The organism is Streptomyces sp. NPDC091282, assembly GCF_044757385.1.
Lineage (GTDB): Bacteria > Actinomycetota > Actinomycetes > Streptomycetales > Streptomycetaceae > Streptomyces > Streptomyces gramineus.
On the sequence record NZ_JBIVUX010000002.1, the window covers coordinates 1,107,962 to 1,130,722 of the forward strand.

Consider the following 22,761-nt stretch of genomic DNA (forward strand, 5'->3'; position numbering starts at 1 on the left):
GACACACCTGAGCGCCGCGAACGGCCACCGGGGCGGCCGGCGTTCACGGCGGAGCCGGATCGCACGGCGGCGCGGGCCGGGCTGACCGACTGTCCGACTGTCCGACTGCCCAGGACTGCTGCCGCCCGGTCGGGCCCGAGGCGATCGCCCGGATCGCGCGGACGGCGTGCGACACACCTGACCACCGCGAAGCCCGGACGCCCGGGAGCTGCTGCCCGGTCGGGCCCGAGGTGGCGGGGGCCGAGGTGCGGGCGGGGATCAGTGGCGGCGTACGGCGGCCACCGAGCGGCGCAGTCGGCGTACGGCCGTGGCCGGTTCGGCGGGCGGTTCCGGCTGCGGCGCTGGGTGGCGTGTCCACAGGGCGAACTCACGGTCCCGGGGGCCGGACACCGTGCGGGGTGGGCCGTCGCCGAGGACGCGGACCGGGTGGCTGTCGTCCCAGGACCGCCAGCCGGGATCGCCGGTGGCGGCGAAGCGGACCCAGGCGCCGTGCATCTCGTCGGCAAGCGCCTGCGGGGCGCCCTCGCCGGCCAGCCGGGCCGCGTCGGGCCCGTCCCCGGTGTCGAAGACGAAGCCCACTTCCAGGGCGTGGCAGGCGCCGAGCCGGGGCCTCCGGGAGGGCCAGGCGAACTCGTAGAGGTACGACGAGCCCGGCCGGGACTCGGCCAGCCGGTGCAGCGGACGGCGCAGCAGGTGGTCGGTGACCATCTGGCCGACGGTCTCGGCGGTGCCGGCCTCGGGGTGCAGGGCGCGGTAGCCGCGGGGCACCTCGTGACCGGCGTGGCAGCGGGCCCTGGCGCCGGCGAGGGCGACCGGGCCGAGCCGGTCGACGTGGTCGAGCAGGCCGCCGGGGACCAGCCAGAGCAGGTACTCGTCGCGGGTCCAGCCCATGAGGAGGTCGACGCCGGTGGCCGCCTCGCCGTCGAGGAGGGCCTGGAGCGGGTCGCGCGGGACGAGGTCGCCGTCGACGACGATCCCGAAGGCGGGGCCGCCCAGGACCGGGCTGCTCAGCCGGCCGACCTCGGCCTGGGTGCGCAGCAGCAGTTCCCGGTCGGCCTCGGCGAAGGCCTGGGCGGTGGCGGGGATCCGCAGGCGGTTGGCCATCCGGCGGACCATCCGGCGGACCTTGTCGCGCTCCGCGGCCTCCGGCGGGCCGCTCTGCAGCACGGCCCGGCGGATCAGCCCATGGGCCTGGGGCGCGGCGAGCAGGGCACCGGCGCTGATGGCCCCGGCGGACTGGCCGCACAGGGTGACGCGGTCCGGGTCGCCGCCGAACCCGGCGACGGTCTCGTGCACCCAGCGCAGCGCGGCGAGCTGGTCGCGCAGGCCGGGGTTGTGCGGGGTGTCGGGGAACAGGCCGTACCCTTCCACGCCCAGGCGGTAGTTGACGGAGACGAAGACCACGCCGTCGCGGGCGAAGGCGTGCCCGTCGTACACGGGCACGGCGGACGATCCTCTGGTCAGGGCGCCGCCGTGCAGCCAGACCAGGACGGGGAGCCGGGCGCCGGGGCCCGGCTCCGGGGTCCACACGTTGAGGTTGAGGCAGTCGTCGCCGGGGATCACCGGGTCGGACAGGTACTCCGCGAACGCCTCGGAGTACGGCGGTTTCGGCGCGGTGGGCCCGAAGGCGCCGGCGTCCCTGACGCCCTCCCAGGGTTCGGGCGGCACGGGCGGACGGAACCGGTGCGGGCCGAAGGGCGGCGCGGCGTAGGGGATGCCGCGGAACACCGCGACCCCGTCTTCCCACCTGCCGCGGACCGCCCCGTACGGGGTGCCGGCCACAGGGTCCGTCCGGTCCGCCGTCATCCGCCCACCCGCTCCTCCCGCCACGCGCCGGTCCGTCGGTGGCACCACGGCACCGCATCCGGTTCCAGTATTCCGCCGCACACGGCGGCGGGCCGGTCACACGCGGCTACTCGGCGTACCCCCAGGCTGCCCGCCCGCTCCCGGCTGAACCCACCCGCGCTTCGGCGCCCCGGCCGGGGACCGGGTCCCGCCGGACGCGGCGGGCGGCCGGACAGGTGTCCGGCCGCCCGCTCGCCCACGGATCCTCAGTCGTCGGCCCGGACCGGCTCACCGCGCATCGCCTGGATGGCGTCGACGGCGCTCCCGTCGTGGTCGCTGCCCGCGGTGCCCTTCCCGGCCTGGAGGTTCGCCGTCCGGTCCACCTCCAGGATGGAGTCGGCGTGCGAGTTGTCGATCACCGTGATCAGGCTGTCGGACGCGTACGCGGGGGCCACGGCCGCGCCGAGCAGCGCCGCCGCGACCGCCATCGCCTTCGGCAACCGCGTCACACGCCCACACCCTCCGGCACGGGCCCGTCGAGCCGTTCCCGCGCGATGTTGCGTTCCAGCAGGGAGGTGGAGGCCCGGACCCCGACGCCGCCGGCCGCGTCCACCTCGGGCAGCCGGCCGTCCGCGGCCTTGAGTTCGCCGAGCGCGCTCTCCATGGCCTCGTGCGCGGCGAACAGGCAGGGGGTGGAGTAGATGGCGACGTCGACCCCGAGTTCGTCCAGTTCGGAGAGCGAGAGCCGGGGCGACTTGCCGCCGCCGATCTGGTTGAAGAGCAGCGGCTTGTCGCCGACCACCGTGCGGATCCGGCGGATCCACTCCTCGCTGCGGACTCCGTCGACGAGGATCACGTCGGCGGCGGTGGCGGCCAGCCGCTCCGCGCGGTGCAGGATGTCGTGCTCGTCGGTGGCGTCCGTACGGGCCACGACGAGCAGGTCCTTGCGGGTCTCCAGGACCTTCTCCAGCTTGTCCAGGTACTCCTCCAGGGGCAGCACCTGCTTGCCGTCGGCGTGGCCGCAGCGGCGCGGCCGCTTCTGGTCCTCCAGGATCACTCCGGAGGCACCGATCCGTTCCAGCCCCTCCACCACGTGGCAGGCGACCTCGGGGTCGACGTAGCCGTCGTCGATGTCGACGAGGAGGTGGTGGTGCGGGAACGCGCCCCGCAGCCGCTGGACGAAGGCCACCATGTCGGGCCAGGCGATGAATCCGATGTCCGGCAGGCCGTAGTACGACGCGGCGAAGCCGAAGCCGGACACGAACATCCCGTCGTAGTGCTTGGCCGCGATCGACGCCGAGTACATGTCGTACACGCCGATCAGCGGGGTGGTTCCCGGCCCGGCGATCTGCTCGCGCAGCTTCTTCCCGTAAGTCAAGGTCCGGCTCCTCGTGTGGGTGGGTGGCGCGGCGGTTCGGTGACCTCCGCGTCTCGACAGCCCTTTGCCAAGACAAAAGCATCTCTAGATACGCATGTGACCAACTACATGCGCGAGCTTTACTCACCCCAACGGCGGATCGGGTTCACCGGAGAAACGTCACTTGGCGAGCCGAGCGGCCCAGGCCAGACCCCCGTGCAGATGGGCCAGGAAGACGGGATCCCGGTAGGCCTCGGGGGCGTGACCGAGTGCCGTGAAGAACACCCGTCCGGCCCCCTGCTCACGGCACCAGGCCAGCGGGTGGTCCTCCCCCATGCCCCCGCCCTCGTACGACGACTCGTCGGCGCGCAGCAGCACCCGCACCCGGCCGCGCGGACTGTCCCGGAAGTCGTACCACTCGTCGGTGAAGTCCCACACGGACGGCAGCCGCCGGGTCGAGGGATGGCCGGGGTCCTCGACGAGCACCCGGCCCGGCTGGTACGCCGGGTGGCGCTCGAAGCGGGCGCCGAGGAGTTCGCCGTAGTACGGCCAGTCGTCCTCGGTGCAGGCCGCCGCGTGCACGCCCGCGAAACCGCCGCCGGCCTCGACGTGGGCGGCCAGCCGGGCGCGGCCCCGCGGGGTCAGGATCTCGCCGCTGGTGGAGAGGAAGACGACGGCCGCGTACCGGTCCAGCGGCTGTTCCAGCGCGGCCGGGTCCTCGGTGGCGTCGACGTCGAAGTCGGCGAACTCCCGTACCGCGGCGACGGCGTCGGGGATGGAGTCGTGGCGGTAGCCGGTGGTACGGGTGTGCAGGAGCAGTCGAGGAGCCATGGCCGCATGGTCGCCGATGGCGGCCGGCGGTTCAAAGACCGGGCGTCGGCACGCTGTTGTCGGGGACGCCGTCGCCGGCGGGCGACAGGTCGCCGCGCTGCACCGGCTGGTCGTCGGTGAAGGCCGGGTCGGGCGTGGGCAGCAGGGTGTCCAGCTCGCCGGCGGTGGGCCGGTGGATCGCGCGGACGGCCTTGGCCAGCACGGCGCCCGAGACCCCGCCCTCGCCTTCGAGCCACACCACGCAGTCCTTCTCCTTCGCCTCGTACGGGTGCTGCCCGGCGTAGCGCAGGTGGTCGGTGTAGAGGTGGATGACAGCGCCGGTGTCGTCCGCGTACGAGGCGGAGAAACCGTCGTCGCCCTGCAGGCCCACGGACTGCTGGGCGAGCGTGAAGCCGGGCGCCTCGGTGACGTAGACCAGGTCCGGGTTCATGCCCAACGCCTTCGCCTTCGAGGCGAGTTCGGCCGGGTCGGCGGGCTTGGCGGCGCCGGGGTCCGCCTTCTCGGTACCGCAGCCGGTGAGCAGGGCGGCGGCGAGAAGCAGGGGCGGCAGGACGCGCACGGCACGGATCATGCGCCCATCGTGCCGCACGGGTGTTCCCCGGACATGGGGTTTTCCGGCCACCCGCCCGCTTGCCCGCTTCGGCGGCCGTGCCTAGCCTCGCACGGTGGATTCCGTTCCGCCCCTCCTCGACCATCTGGTGCTGGCGACGCCCGATCTCGCCGCCACCGTCGCCGACTTCGCCCGGCGGACCGGCGTGACGCCTGCGCCCGGCGGCGCCCACCCGGACCTCGGCACCCGCAACCACCTGGTGTCCCTGGGCAGTTCCGGCTATCTGGAGATCATCGGGCCGGACCCGGACCGGTCCGTGCCACCCGGCGCCCGCCCGTTCGGCGTCGACGGTCTCACCGCCGCCCGCACGGTGACCTGGGCGATCAGCCCGCCGGACCTGGACGAGGCGGTCGCGGACGCGCGGGCCCTGGGCTACGACCCCGGCACCCCGCACCCGATGAGCCGCAGGCGCCCCGACGGCACCCTCCTGTCGTGGCGGCTGACCGACAGCGCCACCGCGCATCCCTCGGGCCTGGTGCCGTTCCTGATCGACTGGGGTTCCTCTCTCCACCCCGCGGCCTCCGGACTGCCGGTCACCCCGCTGCTCGCGGTGTCCGCGACCGTCCCCGACCCCGCCGCGGTCCGCCCGCTGCTGAGGGCCCTCGGCACCGACCTGGACCTGGCCGAGGGGCCGGTGGGTCTCTGCTTCACCGTCGACACCCCGCGAGGTGCGGTGACCTTCCGCTGAGTGTCCGATTCCTTCAAGACCGCCGCCCGGACCGCCGCCTACGGTGACGTCATGACTCCACGATTCGCCGTCATCGGCCTGGTCGTCTCCGACCTGACCGCGTCCCTCGCCTTCTACCGCCGGCTGGGCCTGGAATTCCCGCCCGGCGCCGAGGAACAGCCGCACGTCGAGGCCGAGCTGCCCGGCGGGCTGGTCCTCGCCCTGGACACCGAGGCGACGGTCCGCTCCTTCCACCCGGCCTGGCGCGCGCCGGCGGGCGGCGGCCGGGCCGGGCTCGCCTTCCGCTGCGGCTCGCCCGCCGAGGTCGACGCCGTCTACGCGGAACTGACGGACGCCGGGTACCACGGCGAACTCAAGCCGTGGGACGCCTTCTGGGGCCAGCGGTACGCCACCGTGCACGACCCCGACGGCAACGGCGTCGACCTGTTCGCGCCGCTACCCGCCGAGTAGTCCGGTCAGCGGCAGCCCGGCCAGTTCCCGCACCTCACGGGAGAGGTGCGGCTGGTCCGCGTAGCCGGCCCGCACGGCGGTCTCGGCGAGCGGCACCCCGTTCCGGGCGAGCGCGAGGGCGCGCTGCATCCGGAGCACCCGGGCCAGCGTCTTGGGCCCGTAGCCGAACGCCGCACGGCTGCGCCGCAGCAACTGGCGCGCCCCCAGGCCGAGTTCGTCGGCCACAGCGGCCACGGGCCTGCCCTCGTCCAGGGCTTCGACGAGCCGCCTGAGGGACGGGTCGGCCGGTGCCTCCCGTTCCAGGGCGATCCGCTCCAGCGCGGCGGCGGGATCGGCGGCGGCCGCGGTCCGGGCGCGCAGCCGCCGTACCGTCGCGGACGGCCAGAGGTCGGCCAGGTCCACCCGCCGGTCGAGCAGTTCGTGCGCCGGGACGCCGAGGACGGCGGGCGCGGCACCCGGGTAGAAGCGCAGGCCCACCCACGTCCCCCCGGCGCCCGCGGTGAGGTACGCGCGGGTGTCGGGCCCGGCGACCAGCAGCCGCCCCTCGTGCCACAGCAGGTCCATGCATCCGTCGGGCAGCACCCGCCCGTCCCCGTCCGCACCGGGGGTCTTCACCCAGACGACGGCACCGGCGACCCGGGACGCCCGTTCCTCGTACACGCACGCCAGCCTAGACGCGGCCCGTCCCGGCCGTGGCGGCGTGCGCGTCCGGGCCTTTGCTCACGCCTCCGGCTTGCGCGGCGGATGGCTGCTCTTCACGTGCGTGCGCAGCCGTGCCGTGACGTCCTCCGGCGGCAGGAACCGGGACCAGCGCTCGGGGAACTCCGACGGCATGTCGGGGTCGTCCGGGTCTCCCGGGTCCGCCTCGCGGGCCGCGGTGGCGCGGGCCACGTACTCGGCGACCTGCACCTCGCGCAGCCGCTCGTTGGCGGCGCGCGCCGCGGCGGTGGCGGCGGCCGGCCAGACGCGGTCGATGGCGGCGTTCACCGCCGCGCCGACCAGCACGGCGAAGGCGGACACACCGATCCACAGGAGCACGGCGACGGACGCGGCGAGCGAGCCGTAGATCGTCGCGCCCTCGATGGTGTGGGTCAGGTAGATGCGCAGCAGGAAACTGCCGAGGACCCACATGGCGAGGGCCACCAGGGCGCCCGGCACGTCCTCGATCCACGGCGAGCGGACCGGCACGGAGACGTGGTACAGCGTGGTCAGGAAGACGATGGACAGGACGATCACGACCGGCCAGTACAGGACCTGGACGACCGTCTCCGACCACGGCACGATCCGGACCACCGCGTCGGGTCCGGCCACCATCAGCGGCAGCGCCACCGAGCCGATCAGCAGGGCAGCGATGAAGAGCAGGAAGGACACCACCCGCGTCTTCACGATGCCCCGGACGCCGTCGAGGCCGTACATCACGGTGATCGTGTCGATGAAGACGTTCACCGCGCGGGAGCCCGACCACAGGGCGAACAGGAAGCCGATGGAGATCACGTCGGGGCGTCCGCCTTGCATCACGTCGTGCAGGATCGGCTCGGCGATCTCCCTGACGCCCTTGTCGGACAGGACGGTCCGGGAGGCGTCCAGGAGGTTGGCCTCCAGGCTCGCGATGGTGTCCGCACCGGTCCAGTCGTCGACGTAGCCGAGCAGGCCGATGAGGCTGAGCAGCAGCGGCGGCACCGACAGCAGGGTGAAGAAGGCGGCCTCGGCGGCGAGGCCGAGGATGCGGTACTCCATGCAGGAATTGACGGTGTCCTTGAGCAGCAGCCAAGCCGTCCGGCGCTTGGAGACGTTCCGGTAGAGGGCCCTGGCCCGGTGGAGCCGGCCGGAGGGCCGCTCGGGGGTATCGCTTGCTGGCTGCACGCCCTAAAGGTATCCGCCGTCCGGGGCTGTACTCATCTTCCGGGGTCCCGGAGGGATCTTCCGGACCCGGTGGGATCGTGCCCGGCGACCTGGGGTACCCCTGTGTCACGCTGGAGACCACCGCCTCCGTCCCGGGTAGGTTCGCAGACATGGCAGGCACGACCACGCACACCGTGACCAATCAGCCGCCGCCGCTGGTGGGCTACGACCTCTTCGCCGCCGACCACGCCCTGGTCGAGGCCGTCGCCCGGCACACCGCCCCGGAGCTGCTGGAGGAGGTACGGGCCGAGCTGTCCACGATCGGTGTCTCGGCCGGTTCGGCGCAGGTGCAGGAGTGGGCGGCGCAGGCCGACGAGAACCCGCCGCGGCTGCGCTCCCACGACCGCTACGGGAACCGGATCGACGAGGTGGAGTTCCATCCCGCCTGGCACCGGCTGCTCGGCAAGGGCGTCGGCGCGGGGCTGACCACCGGCTGGGTACGGCCCGGCGGGCACGTCCGGCGGGCGGCCGCCTTCCTGGTGTGGACCCAGGCCGAGGCCGGGAACTGCTGCCCGCTGTCGATGACGAACGCGGCGGTGCCCGCCCTGCGCACCGACCCGGAGCTGGCCGCCGTGTGGGAGCCGCTGCTGACCTCCATGATCTACGACCGCGGGCTGCGGCCCGCCGCCGGGAAGGCCGGCGCCCTGTTCGGCATGGCCATGACGGAGAAGCAGGGCGGCAGCGACGTCCGCGCCAACACCACCGCCGCCGTCCCGCTCGCCGAGCCCGGGACCTACGCCCTCACCGGGCACAAGTGGTTCTGCTCGGCACCCATGTCGGACGGCTTCCTGGTGCTGGCCCAGGCACCGGGCGGACCGACCTGCTTCCTGGTGCCGCGCGTCCTGCCGGACGGCACCCGCAACGTCTTCCTCCTCCAGCGTCTCAAGGACAAGCTCGGCAACCGGTCCAACGCCTCCGCCGAGGTGGAGTTCGACGGCACCTGGGCACGGCGGGTGGGCGAGGAGGGCCGGGGGGTGCGGACCATTATCGGGATGGTCGCCGCGACCCGGCTGGACTGCGTGCTGGGCTCGGCGGGGCTGATGCGTCAGGCGGTTGCCCAGGCCGTGCACCACTGCTCCCACCGCGAGGCGTTCGGCGGGAAGCTGGCCGACAAGCCGCTGATGCGCAACGTGCTGGCCGACCTGGCGGTCGAGTCGGAGGCCGCGACGGCGCTCGGGCTCCGCCTCGCCGCCGCCCACGACGACGGCGGCGAGGCCGAACGGGCCCTGCTGCGGCTGGCGTTGCCGGCCGCCAAGTACTGGGTGACCAAGCGCTGCGCGCCGGTCGCCGTGGAGGCCGCCGAGTGCCTGGGCGGCAACGGGTACGTGACGGAGTCGGGACTGCCCCGCCTGGTGCGCGAGTCACCGCTGAACTCGCTCTGGGAGGGCGCGGGGAACATCCAGGCGCTGGACGCGCTGCGGGCGCTGCGGCGCGAGCCGCAAGCACTGGACGCCTACCTTGAGGAGATCGGCCGCGCCCACGGCGCCGACCACCGCCTGGACCGCGCGGTCAAGGACCTCTTCTCCGAACTGGCCGACCTGGAAGGCATGGAGGCACGGGCCAGGCGCCTCGTGGAACGCCTGGCGACGGTCCTCCAGGGCTCCCTGCTGGTCCGCTTCGCGCCCGCGGAGGTGGCGGACGCCTTCTGCGCGTCCCGGCTGACCGACGACGGGGGCGCGTCCTTCGGCACCCTGCCGCGCGGCCTGGACCTCGCGGCGGTGGTGGACCGGGCCCGGGTGCGCGTCCCGGTCTGAGGGGCGCGAGGGTGGTGCTGCGCCGACACGGCACCACCCCCGCTTCTTCGGCCCATGTCAGGCCGGCGACGCCGAGGCGCCGGCTCAATTTTCGGCCACTCCCGTTCCGTCCACCAGGGTTGCAAGGGGTTGCAACATCTCGGTGACTGTGGGCGGACCGTGTGCCTCCGGCCCTGGAGAACGGCAGTATGAGACGCGCAGTCGGACCGGAAACCGCCGCCCGGACGGCTTGACAACGCACATCCATGCCTTTTCCGAGGACTGCCCGGGAGGACCTCAGTGGGGAACCCGCCGATGGACGTGGCGCGACTCGCCGCGGTGGACGCGGCACAGGCGGCGCGGTTACTGAGCGAACTGCGCGAGGCGCGGCTGGCCGGCCGGCGTGGGCGGATCGCGCCCCGGCCGGTGATCGAGCAGTCCTGGGGGCGCACGCTGCGCAGCGGCGTCGACCCCGACCACGACTTCGGTGCGGGGCTGCTGTCCTCCGACGAGGTGCGGCGCAGGCGCGAGCGGTCACCGCTGCGGGACGTACTGCCGGTGCTGCGCGAGGGGTTGCTTTCGGTCGCGGACGCGGCCCAGCACATCATGGTGGTGGCCGACGCCGACGGCCGGGTGCTGTGGCGCGAGGGTTCCTCACCGGTGCTGCGCAAGGCCGACGGCCTCGGCTTCGCACCCGGCGCCGACTGGCGCGAAGACGTCGTCGGCACCAACGGCGTCGGCACGCCCGCGGTGGTGCGGCGGCCCGTCCAGGTCTTCGCCGCCGAGCACTTCGCCCGCTCGCTCACCTCCTGGACGTGCTCCGGCGCCCCCATCACCGATCCGCGGGACGGCACGCTGCTCGGCGTGGTCGACGTCAGCGGTCCGCTGGAGACCATGCACCCGGCAACCCTGGCCCTGGTGGACTCGGTGGCCAAGCTGGCCGAGGCCCGGCTGCGGGAACTGCACCTGGACGCGCTGGAGCGGCTGCGCGCCGTCGCGGCGCCGATGCTGGCCGGGCTGGGCGGCCGGGCGGTGGCGGTGGACGCGGGCGGCTGGACGGCGGCGGTCGTCGGCATGCCGTACCCGCGGCGGCTCACGCTGCCCAAGTCCCTCTCGCCGGGCCGCCACCGGCTGCCCGCGCTCGGGCTGTGCTCGGTGGAGCCGCTGGCCGGCGGCTGGCTGCTGCGCGCGGTGGACGAGCCCGCCCCGGCGGAGGGCGGACGGCTGGTGCTCGACCTCGCCGGGCCGCGCCGGCCCTCGGTGACGGTGGGCGGCGGCGCCTGCTCCTGGTCGAAGGAACTGAGCCCGCGGCACGCCGAGTTGCTGTACCTGCTGGCGGTCCGGCGCACCGGGCGCAGCGCGGCCGGGCTGGCCGAGGACGTGTTCGGGGACGCCTCGCGGACGGTGACCGTGCGCGCCGAGATGTCCAGGATCCGGCGCTACCTGGGGCCGCTGCTCGAACACCGGCCCTACCGGTTCCGGGAGGACGCGGAGATCGAGGTCCGGCTCCCGGCCGACCCGCTCGACCTGCTGCCCTGCTCCAACGCCCCGGCGGTGGCGGCGGACAGAGGGCCCGGCCCCCGGTCCTGACGCCGGGCGCGCCGAGGCCGGCGGCGGCCGGGTGCGGCCCCCGTTCCGCGCATCAGGGACATCGAGGGACGTATCTTCCGTATATTTGCTGCGTCTTCGCGGTACGGCCGCCCAGACTGCCGTAGCATCCCGGTGCGGGCACCCTCAACTGCACCTCGGTCAACGTAACGACCATGGGGCGCAGTTGGTCCGCCTCGGGAGGAGACATGAAGCATCGCGGCAGACACCGGCGGCGCAGGCGGGGCGCGGCACTGCGCGCCGCCCTGGCCGGGGCCGCGCTGGCCCTCACCGCGACCGCCACGATCGTCAGCGCCTCGCAGGCCACGGTCGCCGAGGACCCGGGCGCGCTGAAGCCGCTGACCTCCGCCGCCGACACCGCGCGGCTCCAGCTCCAGGAGAACCTGGTGCCGCGCCGCTCGCTGGACCGGCTCGCCGCCTCGATGGGCGGCACGGTCGGCGTCGACGACGTCCTGGCCGGCGCCGACCACGCCCTGCGCCCGGCGGCCGACTGCGGCTCCGGGGACCGGGACTCGCTGCCGGTCGTCCCGGCGGCCACCGAGGCCTACTGCTGGGACCCCACCGACACCCTCACCGACGACTGGCGCCCGGCCTCGGTGACGACCTCCTCCGACGCGGACGACGACGGCCTGTGGGGCGCCAACCGGGTCGTCCTGGCCGGCTGGACGCACAGCGCCTCCAGCGGCCCGGCCGCCTCCCGGGGCCTGGCCAGGGTCGCCGTCGTGGACGACAACGACCCCGCGCACCCCTCGTACTCCTGGGTCCTGCTGACCGTGCCGAGCGTCGACGGCCGCACCTACCGGGGCCTGACCTCGCAGATCGCCGGCATGGCCTGGTACGGGAACAAGCTGCTGGTGACCACCGCGCCGGGCAGCGCCGAAGCGCTCTACGTCTACGACCTCAACCGCATCCAGCGCACGTCGGTGCTGTCCGACCGGATCGGCCGGGTGCCCGGCGGCTGGTCGGCCGACGGCTTCCGGTACGTGATGCCCGCCGTGGGCTCCTACCGGTTCACCTCGGGGGCCTGCTCCGAGAGCGGCGCGCCCTGTCCGAGCGCGCTCGCCGTGGACCGCGGGACGGCCCCGGACAGCCTGGTCCTCGGCGAGTGGACGCCCGCGGGCGGCGACCGGCGGGCCCGCCTGTGGCGGTACGCGTTCGACGAGGACCCGCGGCACGCCGGGGCGCTCGCCACCGATGCCGCCGGCCGGGCCGACGCGGTCGAGGCCTACCGGACGGAGGCCTCGGAGATCCGGGGCGTCCTGTCGTACCGCCCGCCGGGCGCGACCGCCTCCAAGTGGTACGTCGGGCACCTGCCCGGCGCCATGGACGGGCACGGCAGCCTGTGGCGGCAGGACCGCAGGGGCGCGCAGGCGGCCCGCTGCGGCTCGGACGCCTCGCACCGCTGCTGGGCCGAGAACACCGGCTCGCTGTCCTACGCCCCCGACACCGGAGAGGTGTGGTCGGTCTCCGGCCGCATGCTGTTCTCGGTACCGCTGCGCTCGATAGACGCCTCGCTCGGATGACGGGCACCGGCGCCTGATCGATGCGGACGGCCATCGACACGGGCGGGGCCCGGATGATTGCCTGGCCTCCATGAACAGCGTCGTCGTGACCACCTGGTCCCTGGAGCAGACCTCCCCGGCCGACCTCCTCCCGGCCGCCGCGCCGGAGGGCGGCGCGGTCGAGGTCGTCCGCTCGCAGGTCCCCTCCCCCGAGTTCAGCCGGTTCCTGTACGCGTCCGTCGGCGGCGACATCCGCTGGACCGACCGGCTGGGCTGGACGTACGACCGGTGGCTGGAGCACCTGGAGCGGCCCGGCGTGGAGACCTGGGTCGGCTACGACAGGGGCACCCCGGCGGGCTACGTCGAGCTGGCGCCGCAGGACGACGGGGTCGTGGAGATCGTCTACTTCGGCCTGATCCCGGCGTTCCGGGGCCGCCGGATCGGCGGTCACCTGCTGTCGTACGGCGCGGCGCGCGCCTGGGACCTGGCGGAGCGCTGGCCGGACCTGCCGCCGACGAAGCGGGTGTGGCTGCACACCTGCAGCCTGGACGGCGAGCACGCGATGGCCAACTACCAGCGGCGCGGTTTCCGGCTCTTCGGAACCAAGACCGAGGAGGAACCGGACGTCGCGACCCCGGGCCCCTGGCCGGGCGCACGCCCCCCGGCGCGGCCCGGGGCGTGACCCGCGGCACCGCATCTCACCATTCAGAATAGATCCGTCCGAATCGCGGACAATGGTGGACTGGCCCGAGATCCGCGTGACACGCTTCCGTCATGTCTGGAACTGGAATCGCCTTGGTGAGTCGGCGGCACGTCGACCTCGGCCGCATGTCCAGCGCCATCTGTCCGGCGGGCTGAGAGCACAGCACCGCCGCCGTCTCCTGTCCAGACCTTCCCTTGCGCAGTGTCGCGCAGACACGCCCTCATGCGCCCGTATGCGCAGGTAAGAGCCGCTTCCCCGCCTGTCCCGAAGGACGTATTCGCCATGGCCGCCACTCCGCAGAACCCTGCCGCCTCCGCGCCCCGCCGCAAGGTGAGCCGTCACCGTGGTGAGGGTCAGTGGGCCATGGGGCACTTCACCCCGCTCAACGGCAACGAGCAGTTCAAGAAGGACGACGACGGTCTCAATGTGCGGACACGCATTGAGACGATCTACTCCAAGCGCGGCTTCGACTCGATCGACCCCAACGACCTGCGCGGACGGATGCGCTGGTGGGGCCTGTACACGCAGCGCAAGCCCGGCATCGACGGCGGCAAGACGGCCATCCTCGAACCGGAGGAGCTGGACGACAAGTACTTCATGCTGCGGGTGCGGATCGACGGCGGCCGTCTCAGCACCACGCAGCTGCGGGTCATCGGCGAGATCTCGCAGGAGTTCGCGCGCGGCAGCGCGGACATCACCGACCGGCAGAACATCCAGCTGCACTGGATCCGCATCGAGGACGTCCCCGAGATCTGGAACCGGCTGGAGGCCGTCGGGCTGTCCACCACCGAGGCGTGCGGCGACACCCCGCGCGTGGTCATCGGCTCGCCGGTCGCCGGCATCGCCGAGGACGAGATCGTCGACGGCAGCTGGGCGATCGACGAGATCAACAAGCGGTACATCGGCAGCAAGGAGTTCTCCAACCTGCCCCGCAAGTTCAAGTCCGCGATCTCCGGTTCGCCGCTGCTCGACGTGGTCCACGAGATCAACGACATCGCCTTCGTCGGTGTCGAGCACCCCGAGCACGGTCCCGGCTTCGACCTGTGGGTCGGCGGCGGCCTGTCCACCAACCCGAAGATCGGCGTCCGGCTCGGCGCCTGGGTGCCGCTGGCGGAGGTCCCGGACGTGTGGGCCGGCGTCATCGGCATCTTCCGGGACTACGGCTACCGGCGGCTGCGCACCCGCGCCCGCCTGAAGTTCCTGGTCGCCGACTGGGGTGCCGAGAAGTTCCGGCAGATCCTGGAGGACGAGTACCTGGGGCGCGCGCTCGCCGACGGGCCGGCGCCCGCCGAGCCCGTCTCCCGCTGGCGCGACCACGTCGGCGTGCACCGGCAGCAGGACGGCAACTTCTACGTCGGTTTCGCCCCGCGCGTCGGCCGCGTCGACGGCGCCACCCTGGCGAAGGTCGCCGACCTCGCCGAGGCGCACGGCTCGGGCCGGGTGCGGACCACCGTCGAACAGAAGATGATCGTCCTGGACGTCACCGAGGACCAGGTCGACTCGCTGGTGGCCGCGCTGGAGGCGCTGGACCTGACCGCCCGCCCGTCCTCGTTCAGGCGCGGCACGATGGCCTGCACCGGCATCGAGTACTGCAAGCTCGCCATCGTCGAGACCAAGCAGCGCGGCTCCACGCTGATCGACGAACTGGAGCGGCGGCTGCCCGAGTTCGACGAGCCGCTCACCATCAACGTCAACGGCTGCCCGAACGCCTGCGCCCGTATCCAGGTCGCGGACATCGGTCTCAAGGGTCAGCTGGTCCTGAACGACGCGGGCGAGCAGGTCGAGGGATTCCAGGTGCACCTGGGCGGCGCGCTGGGCCTGGAGGCCGGGTTCGGCCGCAAGGTCCGCGGTCTCAAGGTGACCTCCGAGGAACTGCCGGACTACGTCGAGCGGGTGCTCAGGCGGTTCCAGGCGGAGCGCGAGGACGGCGAGCGGTTCGCCGCCTGGGCGTCCCGCGCCGACGAGGAGGCGCTCTCATGAGCGAGCGGGCCGCGCCCTTCTACTGCCCCTACTGCGGTGACGAGGACCTGCGTCCCAGTGAGCAGGGCCACGGCGCCTGGGAATGCGCGGCCTGCAACCGCGCATTCCAGCTGAAGTTCCTCGGGCTGCTCGCCCGCGGACTGAAGCACTCCGAAGCCGGAGGGGAACAGATATGACCACAGCTCAGGAAGACCGCAGCACCGACGAGTTGAAGGAGCTGGCCGAACGGGCCGGCCGTGACCTGGAGGACGCCACCGCCCTGGAGATCCTCCAGTGGGCGGTGGACACCTTCGGCAAGGGCTTCTGCGTGACCTCCTCCATGGAGGACGCGGTGGTGGCCCACCTGGCGTCCCGCGCCCAGAAGGGCGTGGACGTCGTCTTCCTCGACACCGGCTACCACTTCCCGGAGACCATCGGCACCCGGGACGCCGTCGAGGCCGTCATGGACGTCAACGTCATCACCCTCACCCCGCGCCGGACCGTGGCCGAGCAGGACGCGGAGCACGGGCCGCGGCTGCACGACCGCGACCCCGACCTGTGCTGCCGGCTCCGCAAGGTCGAGCCGCTGGAGCGGGGCCTCGCGAACTACACGGCCTGGGCGACCGGGCTGCGCCGCGACGAGTCCCCGACCCGGGCGACCACCCCGGTCGTCGGCTGGGACGAGAAGCGCCGGAAGGTCAAGGTCTCCCCGATCGCCCGCTGGACCCAGGACGACGTGGACGCCTACGTCGCCGAACACGGCGTACTGACCAACCCGTTGCTGATGGACGGCTACGCCTCCGTCGGCTGCGCGCCCTGCACCCGACGGGTGCTGGAGGGCGAGGACGCGCGGGCCGGCCGCTGGGCGGGACGCGCCAAGACCGAGTGCGGTCTGCACGGATGACGGCCACCACGCCGTCCACGAGGACGGCCTTCCCGCTTCCGACGAACCAGGAGAACAACGTGACGACCGGAGCCACCGTCTGGCTCACGGGTCTGCCGAGCGCCGGCAAGACCACCATCGCGTACGAGCTGGCGGACCGGCTGCGCGACGAGGGCCACCGCGTCGAGGTGCTCGACGGCGACGAGATCCGCGAGTTCATCTCGGCGGGCCTCGGCTTCAGCCGTGAGGACCGGCACACCAACGTGCAGCGCATCGGCTTCGTCGCCGAACTGCTGGCCCGCAACGGCGTCACGGCGCTGGTACCGGTGATCGCCCCGTACGCGGACAGCCGGGACGCGGTGCGCAAGCGCCACCAGGAGAACGGCACCGCCTATGTCGAGGTGCACGTGGCGACCCCGGTCGAGGTGTGTTCCGTACGCGACGTGAAGGGTCTGTACGCCAAGCAGGCCGCGGGCGAACTGTCCGGGCTGACCGGTGTCGACGACCCGTACGAGGAGCCCGAGACGCCCGATCTGCGGATCGAGTCGCAGCACCAGACCGTGCAGGAGTCCGCGGCGTCCGTGTACGCCCTGCTCGCCGAGAGGGGACTGGCATGACGACCGTGGCGACCCACGGAGAGGGCACCGGCACGCCGTACGCCCTGTCCCATCTGGACGCGCTGGAGTCCGAGGCGGTCCACATCTTCCGCGAGGTGGCGGGCGAGTTCGAACGACCGGTGATCCTCTTCTCCGGCGGCAAGGACTCCATCGTCATGCTCCACCTCGCCCTCAAAGCCTTCGCCCCCGCGACGATCCCCTTCTCCCTCCTCCACGTGGACACCGGCCACAACTTCCCCGAAGTCCTCGACTACCGCGACCGCGTCGTCACCGCACACGGACTGCGCCTCCACATCGCCTCCGTCCAGGACTACATCGACCGCGGCGTCCTCAAAGAACGCCCCGACGGCACCCGCAACCCCCTCCAGACCCTCCCCCTCACCGAGAAGATCCAGCACGAGAAGTTCGACGCCGTCTTCGGCGGCGGCCGCCGCGACGAAGAGAAAGCACGCGCCAAGGAACGCGTCTTCTCCCTCCGCGACGAGTTCTCCCAGTGGGACCCCCGCCGCCAGCGCCCCGAACTGTGGAACCTCTACAACGGACGCCACGCCCCCGGCGAACACGTCCGCGTCTTCCCCCTCTCCAACTGGACCGAACTCGACGTCTGGCAGTACATCGCCCGCGAAGCCATCGACCTCCCCCAGATCTACTACGCCCACGAGCGCGAGGTGTTCCGGCGCGACGGGATGTGGCTGACCGCCGGCGAGTGGGGCGGCCCGCGCGACGACGAGACGGTGGAGAAGCGCCAGGTGCGCTACCGGACCGTCGGAGACATGTCCTGCACCGGCGCGGTCGATTCGCACGCCGGCACGCTGGACGCCGTCATCGCCGAGATCGCCGCGTCCCGGCTCACCGAGCGCGGCGCCACCCGCGCCGACGACAAGCTCTCCGAGGCCGCGATGGAAGACCGCAAGCGCGAGGGGTACTTCTAGAGATGAGCACGACCACCACGGAACTCGGCCTGACCGAGACCACCTTGCTGCGGTTCGCGACCGCCGGGTCGGTCGACGACGGCAAGTCCACCCTCGTCGGACGACTGCTCCACGACTCCAAGTCCGTCCTCACCGACCAGCTGGAAGCCGTCGAACGCGCCTCCGCCTCCCGCGGCCAGGACACCCCCGACCTCGCCCTCCTCACCGACGGCCTGCGCGCCGAACGCGAACAGGGCATCACCATCGACGTCGCCTACCGCTACTTCGCCACCCCGAAACGCCGCTTCATCCTCGCCGACACCCCAGGCCACGTGCAGTACACCCGCAACATGGTCACCGGCGCCTCCACCGCCGAACTCACCGTCGTCCTCGTCGACGCCCGCAACGGCGTCGTCGAACAGACCCGCCGCCACGCCGCCATCGCCGCCCTCCTCCGCGTCCCCCACGTCGTCCTCGCCGTCAACAAGATGGACCTGGTCGGCTACGAGGAGCGGGTCTTCGCCGCGATCGCGGAGGAGTTCACGGCGTACGCGACCGAGCTGGGCGTCCCGGAGGTCACCGCGATCCCGATCTCCGCGCTGGTCGGCGACAACGTGGTGGAGCCGTCCGCCACGATGGACTGGTACGGCGGCCCGACCGTCCTGGAGCACCTGGAGACCGTCCCGGTCAGCCACGACCTGGCGCACTGCCACGCCCGGCTGCCCGTGCAGTATGTGATCCGCCCGCAGACCGCCGAGCACCCCGACTACCGCGGCTACGCGGGTCAGATCGCCGCCGGCACCTTCCACGTCGGAGAGCAGGTCACGGTCCTGCCGTCCGGCCGTACGACGACGATCTCGGGCATCGACCTGCTCGGCAAGCCGGTCCGGTCGGCGTGGACCACCCAGTCGGTGACCCTGCTGCTCGCCGACGACATCGACGTCTCGCGCGGCGACCTGATCGTGCCGACCAAGGACGCGCCGGAGACCACCCAGGAGGTCGAGGCGACCGTCTGCCACGTGGCGGACCAGCCGCTGACCGTCGGGCACCGGGTGCTGCTCAAGCACGGCACCCGCACGGTCAAGGCGATCGTCAAGGACATCCCGTCCCGGCTCACCCTCGACGACCTCTCCCTGCACCCGCACCCGGGGCAGCTCGTCGCCAACGACATCGGCCGGGTGAAGATCCGTACCGCCGAGCCGCTGCCGGTCGACTCCTACGCCGACTCGCGCCGCACCGGCTCCTTCATCCTGATCGACCCCGCCGACGGCACCACGCTCACCGCCGGCATGGTCGGCGAGTCGTTCGCCTCTCCCGAGCCCGTCAAGGACGCGGCCGAGGACGACGGGTGGGACTTCTGACGTGACCTCCACCGACATCTACTCCACGTTCGCCAAGGAGGGCGGCCGCGTCGGCAGCGGCACCCTCGGCAGCGGGCAGGGCGGAGTGGCGCGATGTGTGCGTTGACGTACGCGCACTGCCTGCGCGCCCTCACCCCCCACCGCCGTGAACGAAGACCTGCCGACCTCCCGGCCACGACCTGAGAGACCGTGACCGCCGGGCCTCCGAGAGGAACACCTCCCGTGCCTGCAACAAAAGCCTTCCGCCGCAGTCTCGCGGTGATAGCCGCGCTTCCCCTGCTCACCCTCGCCGCCTGCGGTTACGGGTCGGACTCCGACAAGACCGACACCGCCAAGGTCGCCGCCGGGTCCAAGAAGATCGACGGCCTGGACACCGTCAAGATCGGCTACTTCGGCAACCTGACGCACGCGACGGCGCTGGTGGGCAACCAGAAGGGCTTCTTCCAGAAGGAGCTCGGCGCCACCCAGGCCAAGTACGCGATCTTCAACGCGGGTCCCTCGGAGATCGAGGCGCTCAACTCCGGCTCCATCGACATCGGCTGGATCGGCCCCTCGCCGGCCATCAACGGCTACACCAAGTCCGACGGCACCGACCTGAAGATCATCGGCGGTTCCGCGTCGGGCGGCGTGAAGCTGGTCGTGAACCCGAAGAAGATCACGTCCCTGAAGGACGTCAAGGGCAAGAAGATCGCGACGCCGCAGCTCGGCAACACGCAGGACGTGGCGTTCCTCAACTGGGCCGCCGACCAGGGCTGGAAGGTCGACGCGCAGAGCGGCAAGGGCGACGTCACGGTCGTCCGCACGGACAACAAGATCACCCCGGACGCCTTCAAGGCCGGTTCCATCGACGGCGCCTGGGTGCCGGAGCCGACCGCGTCCAAGCTGGTCGCCGAGGGCGGCAAGGTGCTCCTCGACGAGTCCACGCTGTGGCCCGACAAGAAGTTCGTGATCACGAACATCATCGTGTCGCAGAAGTTCCTCAAGGCGCACCCGAAGGTCGTCGAGGCCGTGCTGAAGGGCTCCGTCGAGACCAACAAGTGGATCAACGCCAACCCGGACCAGGCGAAGGCCGCGGCGAACAAGCAGCTGGAGGTCGACTCCGGCAAGGCGCTGCCCGACGACGTCCTGGACCCGGCCTGGTCGTCGATCCAGTTCACCGACGACCCGCTGGCCTCCACCCTCAACACCGAGGCCGAGCACGCCGTCAAGGCCGGTCTGCTCTCCGACCCGCTCCTGAAGAACATCTACGACCTGACGATCCTCAACAAGGTCCTCAAGGCCGAGGGCGCGAGCACGGTCGACGCCGCCGGTCTCGGCAGCAGCTGACCGGTCCCGACGCGTTCCCAGGAGGTGACGACCATGGCCACGACCACGACACTCGCCAAGGCCGGCGAGTCGGTGGAGCACGCGGCACGCCTTGAGCACGTCTCGAAGTCCTTCGCGACTCCCGGCGGGCAGCAGCTCGTCCTGGACGACATCACGCTCGATGTCGCGCCGGGCGAGTTCGTCACCCTCCTGGGCGCGTCGGGGTGCGGCAAGTCCACGCTGCTGAACCTGGTGGCGGGGCTCGACCGGCCCACCGCGGGCTCCATCGCGACGGACGGGCGGCCCGCCCTGATGTTCCAGGAGCACGCCCTGTTCCCGTGGCTGACCGCGGGCAAGAACATCGAACTCGCCCTGAAGCTCGGCGGGGTCCCGAAGAACGACCGCCGCGACCGCGCCGAGCGGCTGCTCGAACTGGTCCGGCTGAAGGGCGCGTACGGCAAGCGCGTCCACGAGCTGTCGGGCGGCATGCGCCAGCGTGCCGCACTGGCCCGCGCGCTCGCCCAGGAGAGCAACCTGCTGCTGATGGACGAGCCGTTCTCGGCCCTGGACGCCATCACCCGGGACGTCCTGCACGACGAGCTGACCCGGATCTGGCAGGAGACCGGGGTCTCCGTCCTGTTCGTCACGCACAACGTGCGCGAGGCGGTGCGGCTCGCCCAGCGGGTGGTCCTGCTGTCCTCGCGGCCGGGCCGGATAGCCCGCGAGTGGACGGTCGGCATCCCGCAGCCGCGCCGGATCGAGGACGCGCCGGTGGCCGAACTGTCCCTTGAGATCACCGATGTACTGCGTGGGGAGATCCGCCGTCATGGCCAGCACTGAGACGACCGCGGCCAAGGACGCCGGAAGCGTCGAGGCGGGCCTCGACGCGCTGGAGACGTCGACGGCCGGCCGCCCGACCTTCCGGCAGGTCTTCACCGCCAAGATCCTGCCGCCGATCATCGCGCTCGCCGTGGTCCTCGTGGCCTGGACGCTCCTCGTCCCGGTCGTCGACGACCCGTCCAAGCTGCCCTCCCCGTCTGCGGTGGGCGGCGCGTTCAAGGACGCCTGGCTCAAGGGCGACCTGCTCGGGTACATCTGGACCAGCGTCAGCCGCGGCCTGCTCGGCTTCCTCTTCGCCCTGGTCATCGGCACCCCGCTGGGACTCCTGGTGGCCCGGGTGAGGTTCGTGCGCGCCGCCATCGGCCCGATCCTGTCCGGCCTCCAGTCGCTGCCGTCGGTGGCGTGGGTGCCGCCGGCCGTGATCTGGCTGGGCCTGAACAACTCGATGATGTACGCGGTGATCCTGCTCGGCGCGGTCCCCTCCATCGCCAACGGGCTGGTCTCCGGCGTCGACCAGGTGCCGCCGCTGTTCCTGCGCGCCGGACGTACGATGGGTGCGACGGGTGTGAAGGGCATCTGGCACGTGGTCCTGCCGGCGGCGCTGCCCGGCTATGTCGCGGGCCTGAAGCAGGGCTGGGCGTTCTCCTGGCGGTCCCTGATGGCCGCGGAGATCATCGCGAGCTTCCCGGACCTCGGCGTGGGTCTCGGCCAGCTCCTGGAGAACGCGCGCACCGCGAGCGACATGGCCATGGTGTTCGAGGCCATCATCCTGATCCTGTTCGTCGGCATCGCGATCGACCTGCTGATCTTCAGTCCGCTGGAGCGGTGGGTGCTGCGCAGCCGAGGCCTGCTGGTGAAGAGCTGAGGTCCATGCGTACGAAGCCCGTTCTCCTCGTCATCGCCCACGGCAGCCGCGATCCGCGGCACGCGGCGACCGTGCACGCCCTGGTGCGGCGGGTGCGGTCGCTGCGGCCCGGGCTGCGCGTGGAGACCGGCTTCCTCGACTTCACCGTCCCCTCGGTGCAGGGGGTGCTGGAGTCGCTGGCCGCGGAGGGCGTCCGTGACGTCGTGGCCCTGCCGCTGCTGCTGACCCGCGCCTTCCACGCGAAGGCGGACATCCCCGCGGTCCTGCGGGACGCGCCCGCCCGGCTGCGGATCCGGCAGGCGGAGGTGCTCGGACCGTCCCCGCTGCTCCTGGCGGCCCTGGAACGGCGGCTGCACGAGGCGGGGCTCACCCCCGCCGACAAGCCCTCGACCGGGGTCGTGCTGGCCTCGGCGGGGTCCAGCGACCCGGAGGCGATCGCGGTGATCGCGGACATCGCGCGGGAGTGGCGGAGCACCGGCTGGTGCGCCGTGCGGCCCGCGTTCGCCTCCGCCTCGCTGCCGCGCACCGAGGACGCGGTGCGGGAGCTGCGCGAGCTGGGCTGCGCCCGGGTCGCGGTGGCCCCCTACGTCCTCGCCCCCGGCTTCCTGCCCGACCGGATCGCGCGGGGCGCGGCACAGGCGGACGTGCTGGCCGACGTCCTCGGTCCGGCGCCGGAGGTGGCCCGGGTCCTGCTGGAGCGGTACGACGCGGCCCGCACCCCGGCCCTGGCGGCCGTAGGGGCCTGAGCGGCGGCTTGGGTCGTGCGGGCACGGCGGCGGCGCTTTCGGGGTTCGCGGTCCGGCGCTCCCCTGTGACGTCGGACCGCGAACGGCCGGCCGGCGTGCGCTCTG

Annotated in this window: 24 protein-coding genes; 17 read left to right on the forward strand and 7 right to left on the reverse strand. The window is 72.7% G+C overall.

All coding sequences use genetic code 11. The features are described from left to right. Positions 1-258: 258 nt before the first annotated feature. The 5 genes from ACIQOE_RS12030 to ACIQOE_RS12050 all read right to left on the reverse strand — a co-directional run bounded on the left by ACIQOE_RS12030 (position 259) and on the right by ACIQOE_RS12050 (position 4,544). A complete protein-coding gene (locus tag ACIQOE_RS12030) occupies positions 259-1,806 on the reverse strand; it encodes a carboxylesterase/lipase family protein (protein WP_401411197.1) in 1,548 nt (515 codons plus the stop codon). A 245-nt stretch (positions 1,807-2,051) separates the two neighbouring features. Then, positions 2,052-2,294 (reverse strand): hypothetical protein, encoded by a 243-nt coding sequence (locus ACIQOE_RS12035; RefSeq protein WP_351328626.1) that lies wholly within the window; start codon positions 2,292-2,294, stop codon positions 2,052-2,054. Then, positions 2,291-3,163, reverse strand: a complete 873-nt coding sequence (locus tag ACIQOE_RS12040) for an isocitrate lyase/PEP mutase family protein (RefSeq protein ID WP_351328628.1) — start codon at positions 3,161-3,163, stop codon at positions 2,291-2,293. Before ACIQOE_RS12040 ends, ACIQOE_RS12035 begins: the two co-directional genes overlap by 4 nt. Before the next feature lie 159 nt (positions 3,164-3,322). Next, positions 3,323-3,973, reverse strand: a complete 651-nt coding sequence (locus tag ACIQOE_RS12045; protein ID WP_401411200.1) for a ThuA domain-containing protein — start codon at positions 3,971-3,973, stop codon at positions 3,323-3,325. 31 nt (positions 3,974-4,004) lie between these two features. Next, complete coding sequence (locus ACIQOE_RS12050; protein WP_365564832.1) at positions 4,005-4,544, reverse strand: membrane lipoprotein; 540 nt, start codon at positions 4,542-4,544, stop codon at positions 4,005-4,007. A 94-nt stretch (positions 4,545-4,638) separates the two neighbouring features. Here ACIQOE_RS12050 and ACIQOE_RS12055 point away from each other — a divergent pair, with 94 nt between their 5' ends. Both ACIQOE_RS12055 and ACIQOE_RS12060 read left to right on the forward strand, forming a co-directional pair. After that, positions 4,639-5,271, forward strand: a complete 633-nt coding sequence (locus tag ACIQOE_RS12055; RefSeq protein WP_401411202.1) for a VOC family protein — start codon at positions 4,639-4,641, stop codon at positions 5,269-5,271. Between the two features lie 51 nt (positions 5,272-5,322). Further along, the gene (locus ACIQOE_RS12060) at positions 5,323-5,721 is read left to right on the forward strand and encodes a VOC family protein (protein WP_365564837.1); all 399 of its coding nucleotides are present in this window, start codon (positions 5,323-5,325) and stop codon (positions 5,719-5,721) included. Here ACIQOE_RS12060 and ACIQOE_RS12065 read toward each other — a convergent pair. Then, a complete protein-coding gene (locus tag ACIQOE_RS12065) occupies positions 5,707-6,381 on the reverse strand; it encodes a helix-turn-helix domain-containing protein (protein ID WP_401411204.1) in 675 nt (224 codons plus the stop codon). The genes ACIQOE_RS12060 and ACIQOE_RS12065 overlap by 15 nt on opposite strands. 60 nt (positions 6,382-6,441) lie before the next feature. Continuing rightward, positions 6,442-7,584 carry a YihY/virulence factor BrkB family protein gene (locus ACIQOE_RS12070; protein WP_351328640.1) on the reverse strand — a complete coding sequence of 381 codons (1,143 nt, stop codon included), beginning with the start codon at positions 7,582-7,584 and terminating at the stop codon, positions 6,442-6,444. 149 nt (positions 7,585-7,733) lie between these two features. On the opposite strand from ACIQOE_RS12070, the gene ACIQOE_RS12075 reads away from it, so the two are divergent. The 15 genes from ACIQOE_RS12075 (at position 7,734) to ACIQOE_RS12145 (ending at position 22,656) form a co-directional block, all read left to right on the forward strand. After that, a complete protein-coding gene (locus ACIQOE_RS12075) occupies positions 7,734-9,377 on the forward strand; it encodes an acyl-CoA dehydrogenase family protein (RefSeq protein WP_401411207.1) in 1,644 nt (547 codons plus the stop codon). 294 nt (positions 9,378-9,671) lie between these two features. Beyond that, entirely contained in the window at positions 9,672-10,946 is a 1,275-nt protein-coding gene (locus ACIQOE_RS12080) for a GAF domain-containing protein (protein WP_365564846.1), read from the forward strand. Between the two features lie 206 nt (positions 10,947-11,152). Then, complete coding sequence (locus ACIQOE_RS12085; RefSeq protein WP_365564848.1) at positions 11,153-12,487, forward strand: hypothetical protein; 1,335 nt, start codon at positions 11,153-11,155, stop codon at positions 12,485-12,487. Positions 12,488-12,557: 70 nt separating this feature from the next. Then, positions 12,558-13,148, forward strand: coding sequence for a GNAT family N-acetyltransferase (locus ACIQOE_RS12090; protein ID WP_401411209.1), 591 nt, complete (start codon positions 12,558-12,560; stop codon positions 13,146-13,148). Between the two features lie 92 nt (positions 13,149-13,240). Continuing rightward, complete coding sequence (locus ACIQOE_RS12095; protein ID WP_309500612.1) at positions 13,241-13,324, forward strand: putative leader peptide; 84 nt, start codon at positions 13,241-13,243, stop codon at positions 13,322-13,324. 127 nt (positions 13,325-13,451) lie between these two features. After that, positions 13,452-15,149: a nitrite/sulfite reductase gene (locus ACIQOE_RS12100; RefSeq protein ID WP_365564853.1), complete on the forward strand. Its 1,698-nt coding sequence runs from the start codon at positions 13,452-13,454 to the stop codon at positions 15,147-15,149. Continuing rightward, positions 15,146-15,325 carry a hypothetical protein gene (locus tag ACIQOE_RS12105; RefSeq protein WP_351328653.1) on the forward strand — a complete coding sequence of 60 codons (180 nt, stop codon included), beginning with the start codon at positions 15,146-15,148 and terminating at the stop codon, positions 15,323-15,325. The genes ACIQOE_RS12100 and ACIQOE_RS12105 overlap by 4 nt, the downstream gene beginning before the upstream one ends. After that, entirely contained in the window at positions 15,322-16,032 is a 711-nt protein-coding gene (locus ACIQOE_RS12110) for a phosphoadenylyl-sulfate reductase (protein WP_401411212.1), read from the forward strand. The genes ACIQOE_RS12105 and ACIQOE_RS12110 overlap by 4 nt, the downstream gene beginning before the upstream one ends. Before the next feature lie 59 nt (positions 16,033-16,091). Further along, a complete protein-coding gene (gene cysC, locus ACIQOE_RS12115) occupies positions 16,092-16,628 on the forward strand; it encodes an adenylyl-sulfate kinase (RefSeq protein ID WP_351328657.1) in 537 nt (178 codons plus the stop codon). Beyond that, positions 16,625-17,560: a sulfate adenylyltransferase subunit CysD gene (gene cysD, locus ACIQOE_RS12120; RefSeq protein ID WP_401411214.1), complete on the forward strand. Its 936-nt coding sequence runs from the start codon at positions 16,625-16,627 to the stop codon at positions 17,558-17,560. Before cysC ends, cysD begins: the two co-directional genes overlap by 4 nt. Before the next feature lie 2 nt (positions 17,561-17,562). Then, entirely contained in the window at positions 17,563-18,900 is a 1,338-nt protein-coding gene (locus tag ACIQOE_RS12125; RefSeq protein ID WP_363020216.1) for a GTP-binding protein, read from the forward strand. A gap of 222 nt (positions 18,901-19,122) precedes the next feature. Next, positions 19,123-20,226, forward strand: coding sequence for an aliphatic sulfonate ABC transporter substrate-binding protein (locus ACIQOE_RS12130; RefSeq protein WP_351328663.1), 1,104 nt, complete (start codon positions 19,123-19,125; stop codon positions 20,224-20,226). A gap of 33 nt (positions 20,227-20,259) precedes the next feature. After that, entirely contained in the window at positions 20,260-21,045 is a 786-nt protein-coding gene (locus ACIQOE_RS12135; RefSeq protein ID WP_351328666.1) for an ABC transporter ATP-binding protein, read from the forward strand. Further along, positions 21,032-21,910, forward strand: coding sequence for an ABC transporter permease (locus tag ACIQOE_RS12140; RefSeq protein WP_351328668.1), 879 nt, complete (start codon positions 21,032-21,034; stop codon positions 21,908-21,910). The genes ACIQOE_RS12135 and ACIQOE_RS12140 overlap by 14 nt, the downstream gene beginning before the upstream one ends. Positions 21,911-21,915: 5 nt before the next feature. Then, on the forward strand, positions 21,916-22,656 hold the full coding sequence (locus ACIQOE_RS12145; protein WP_351328670.1) for a sirohydrochlorin chelatase: 741 nt from the start codon (positions 21,916-21,918) through the stop codon (positions 22,654-22,656). Positions 22,657-22,761 lie beyond the last annotated feature (105 nt).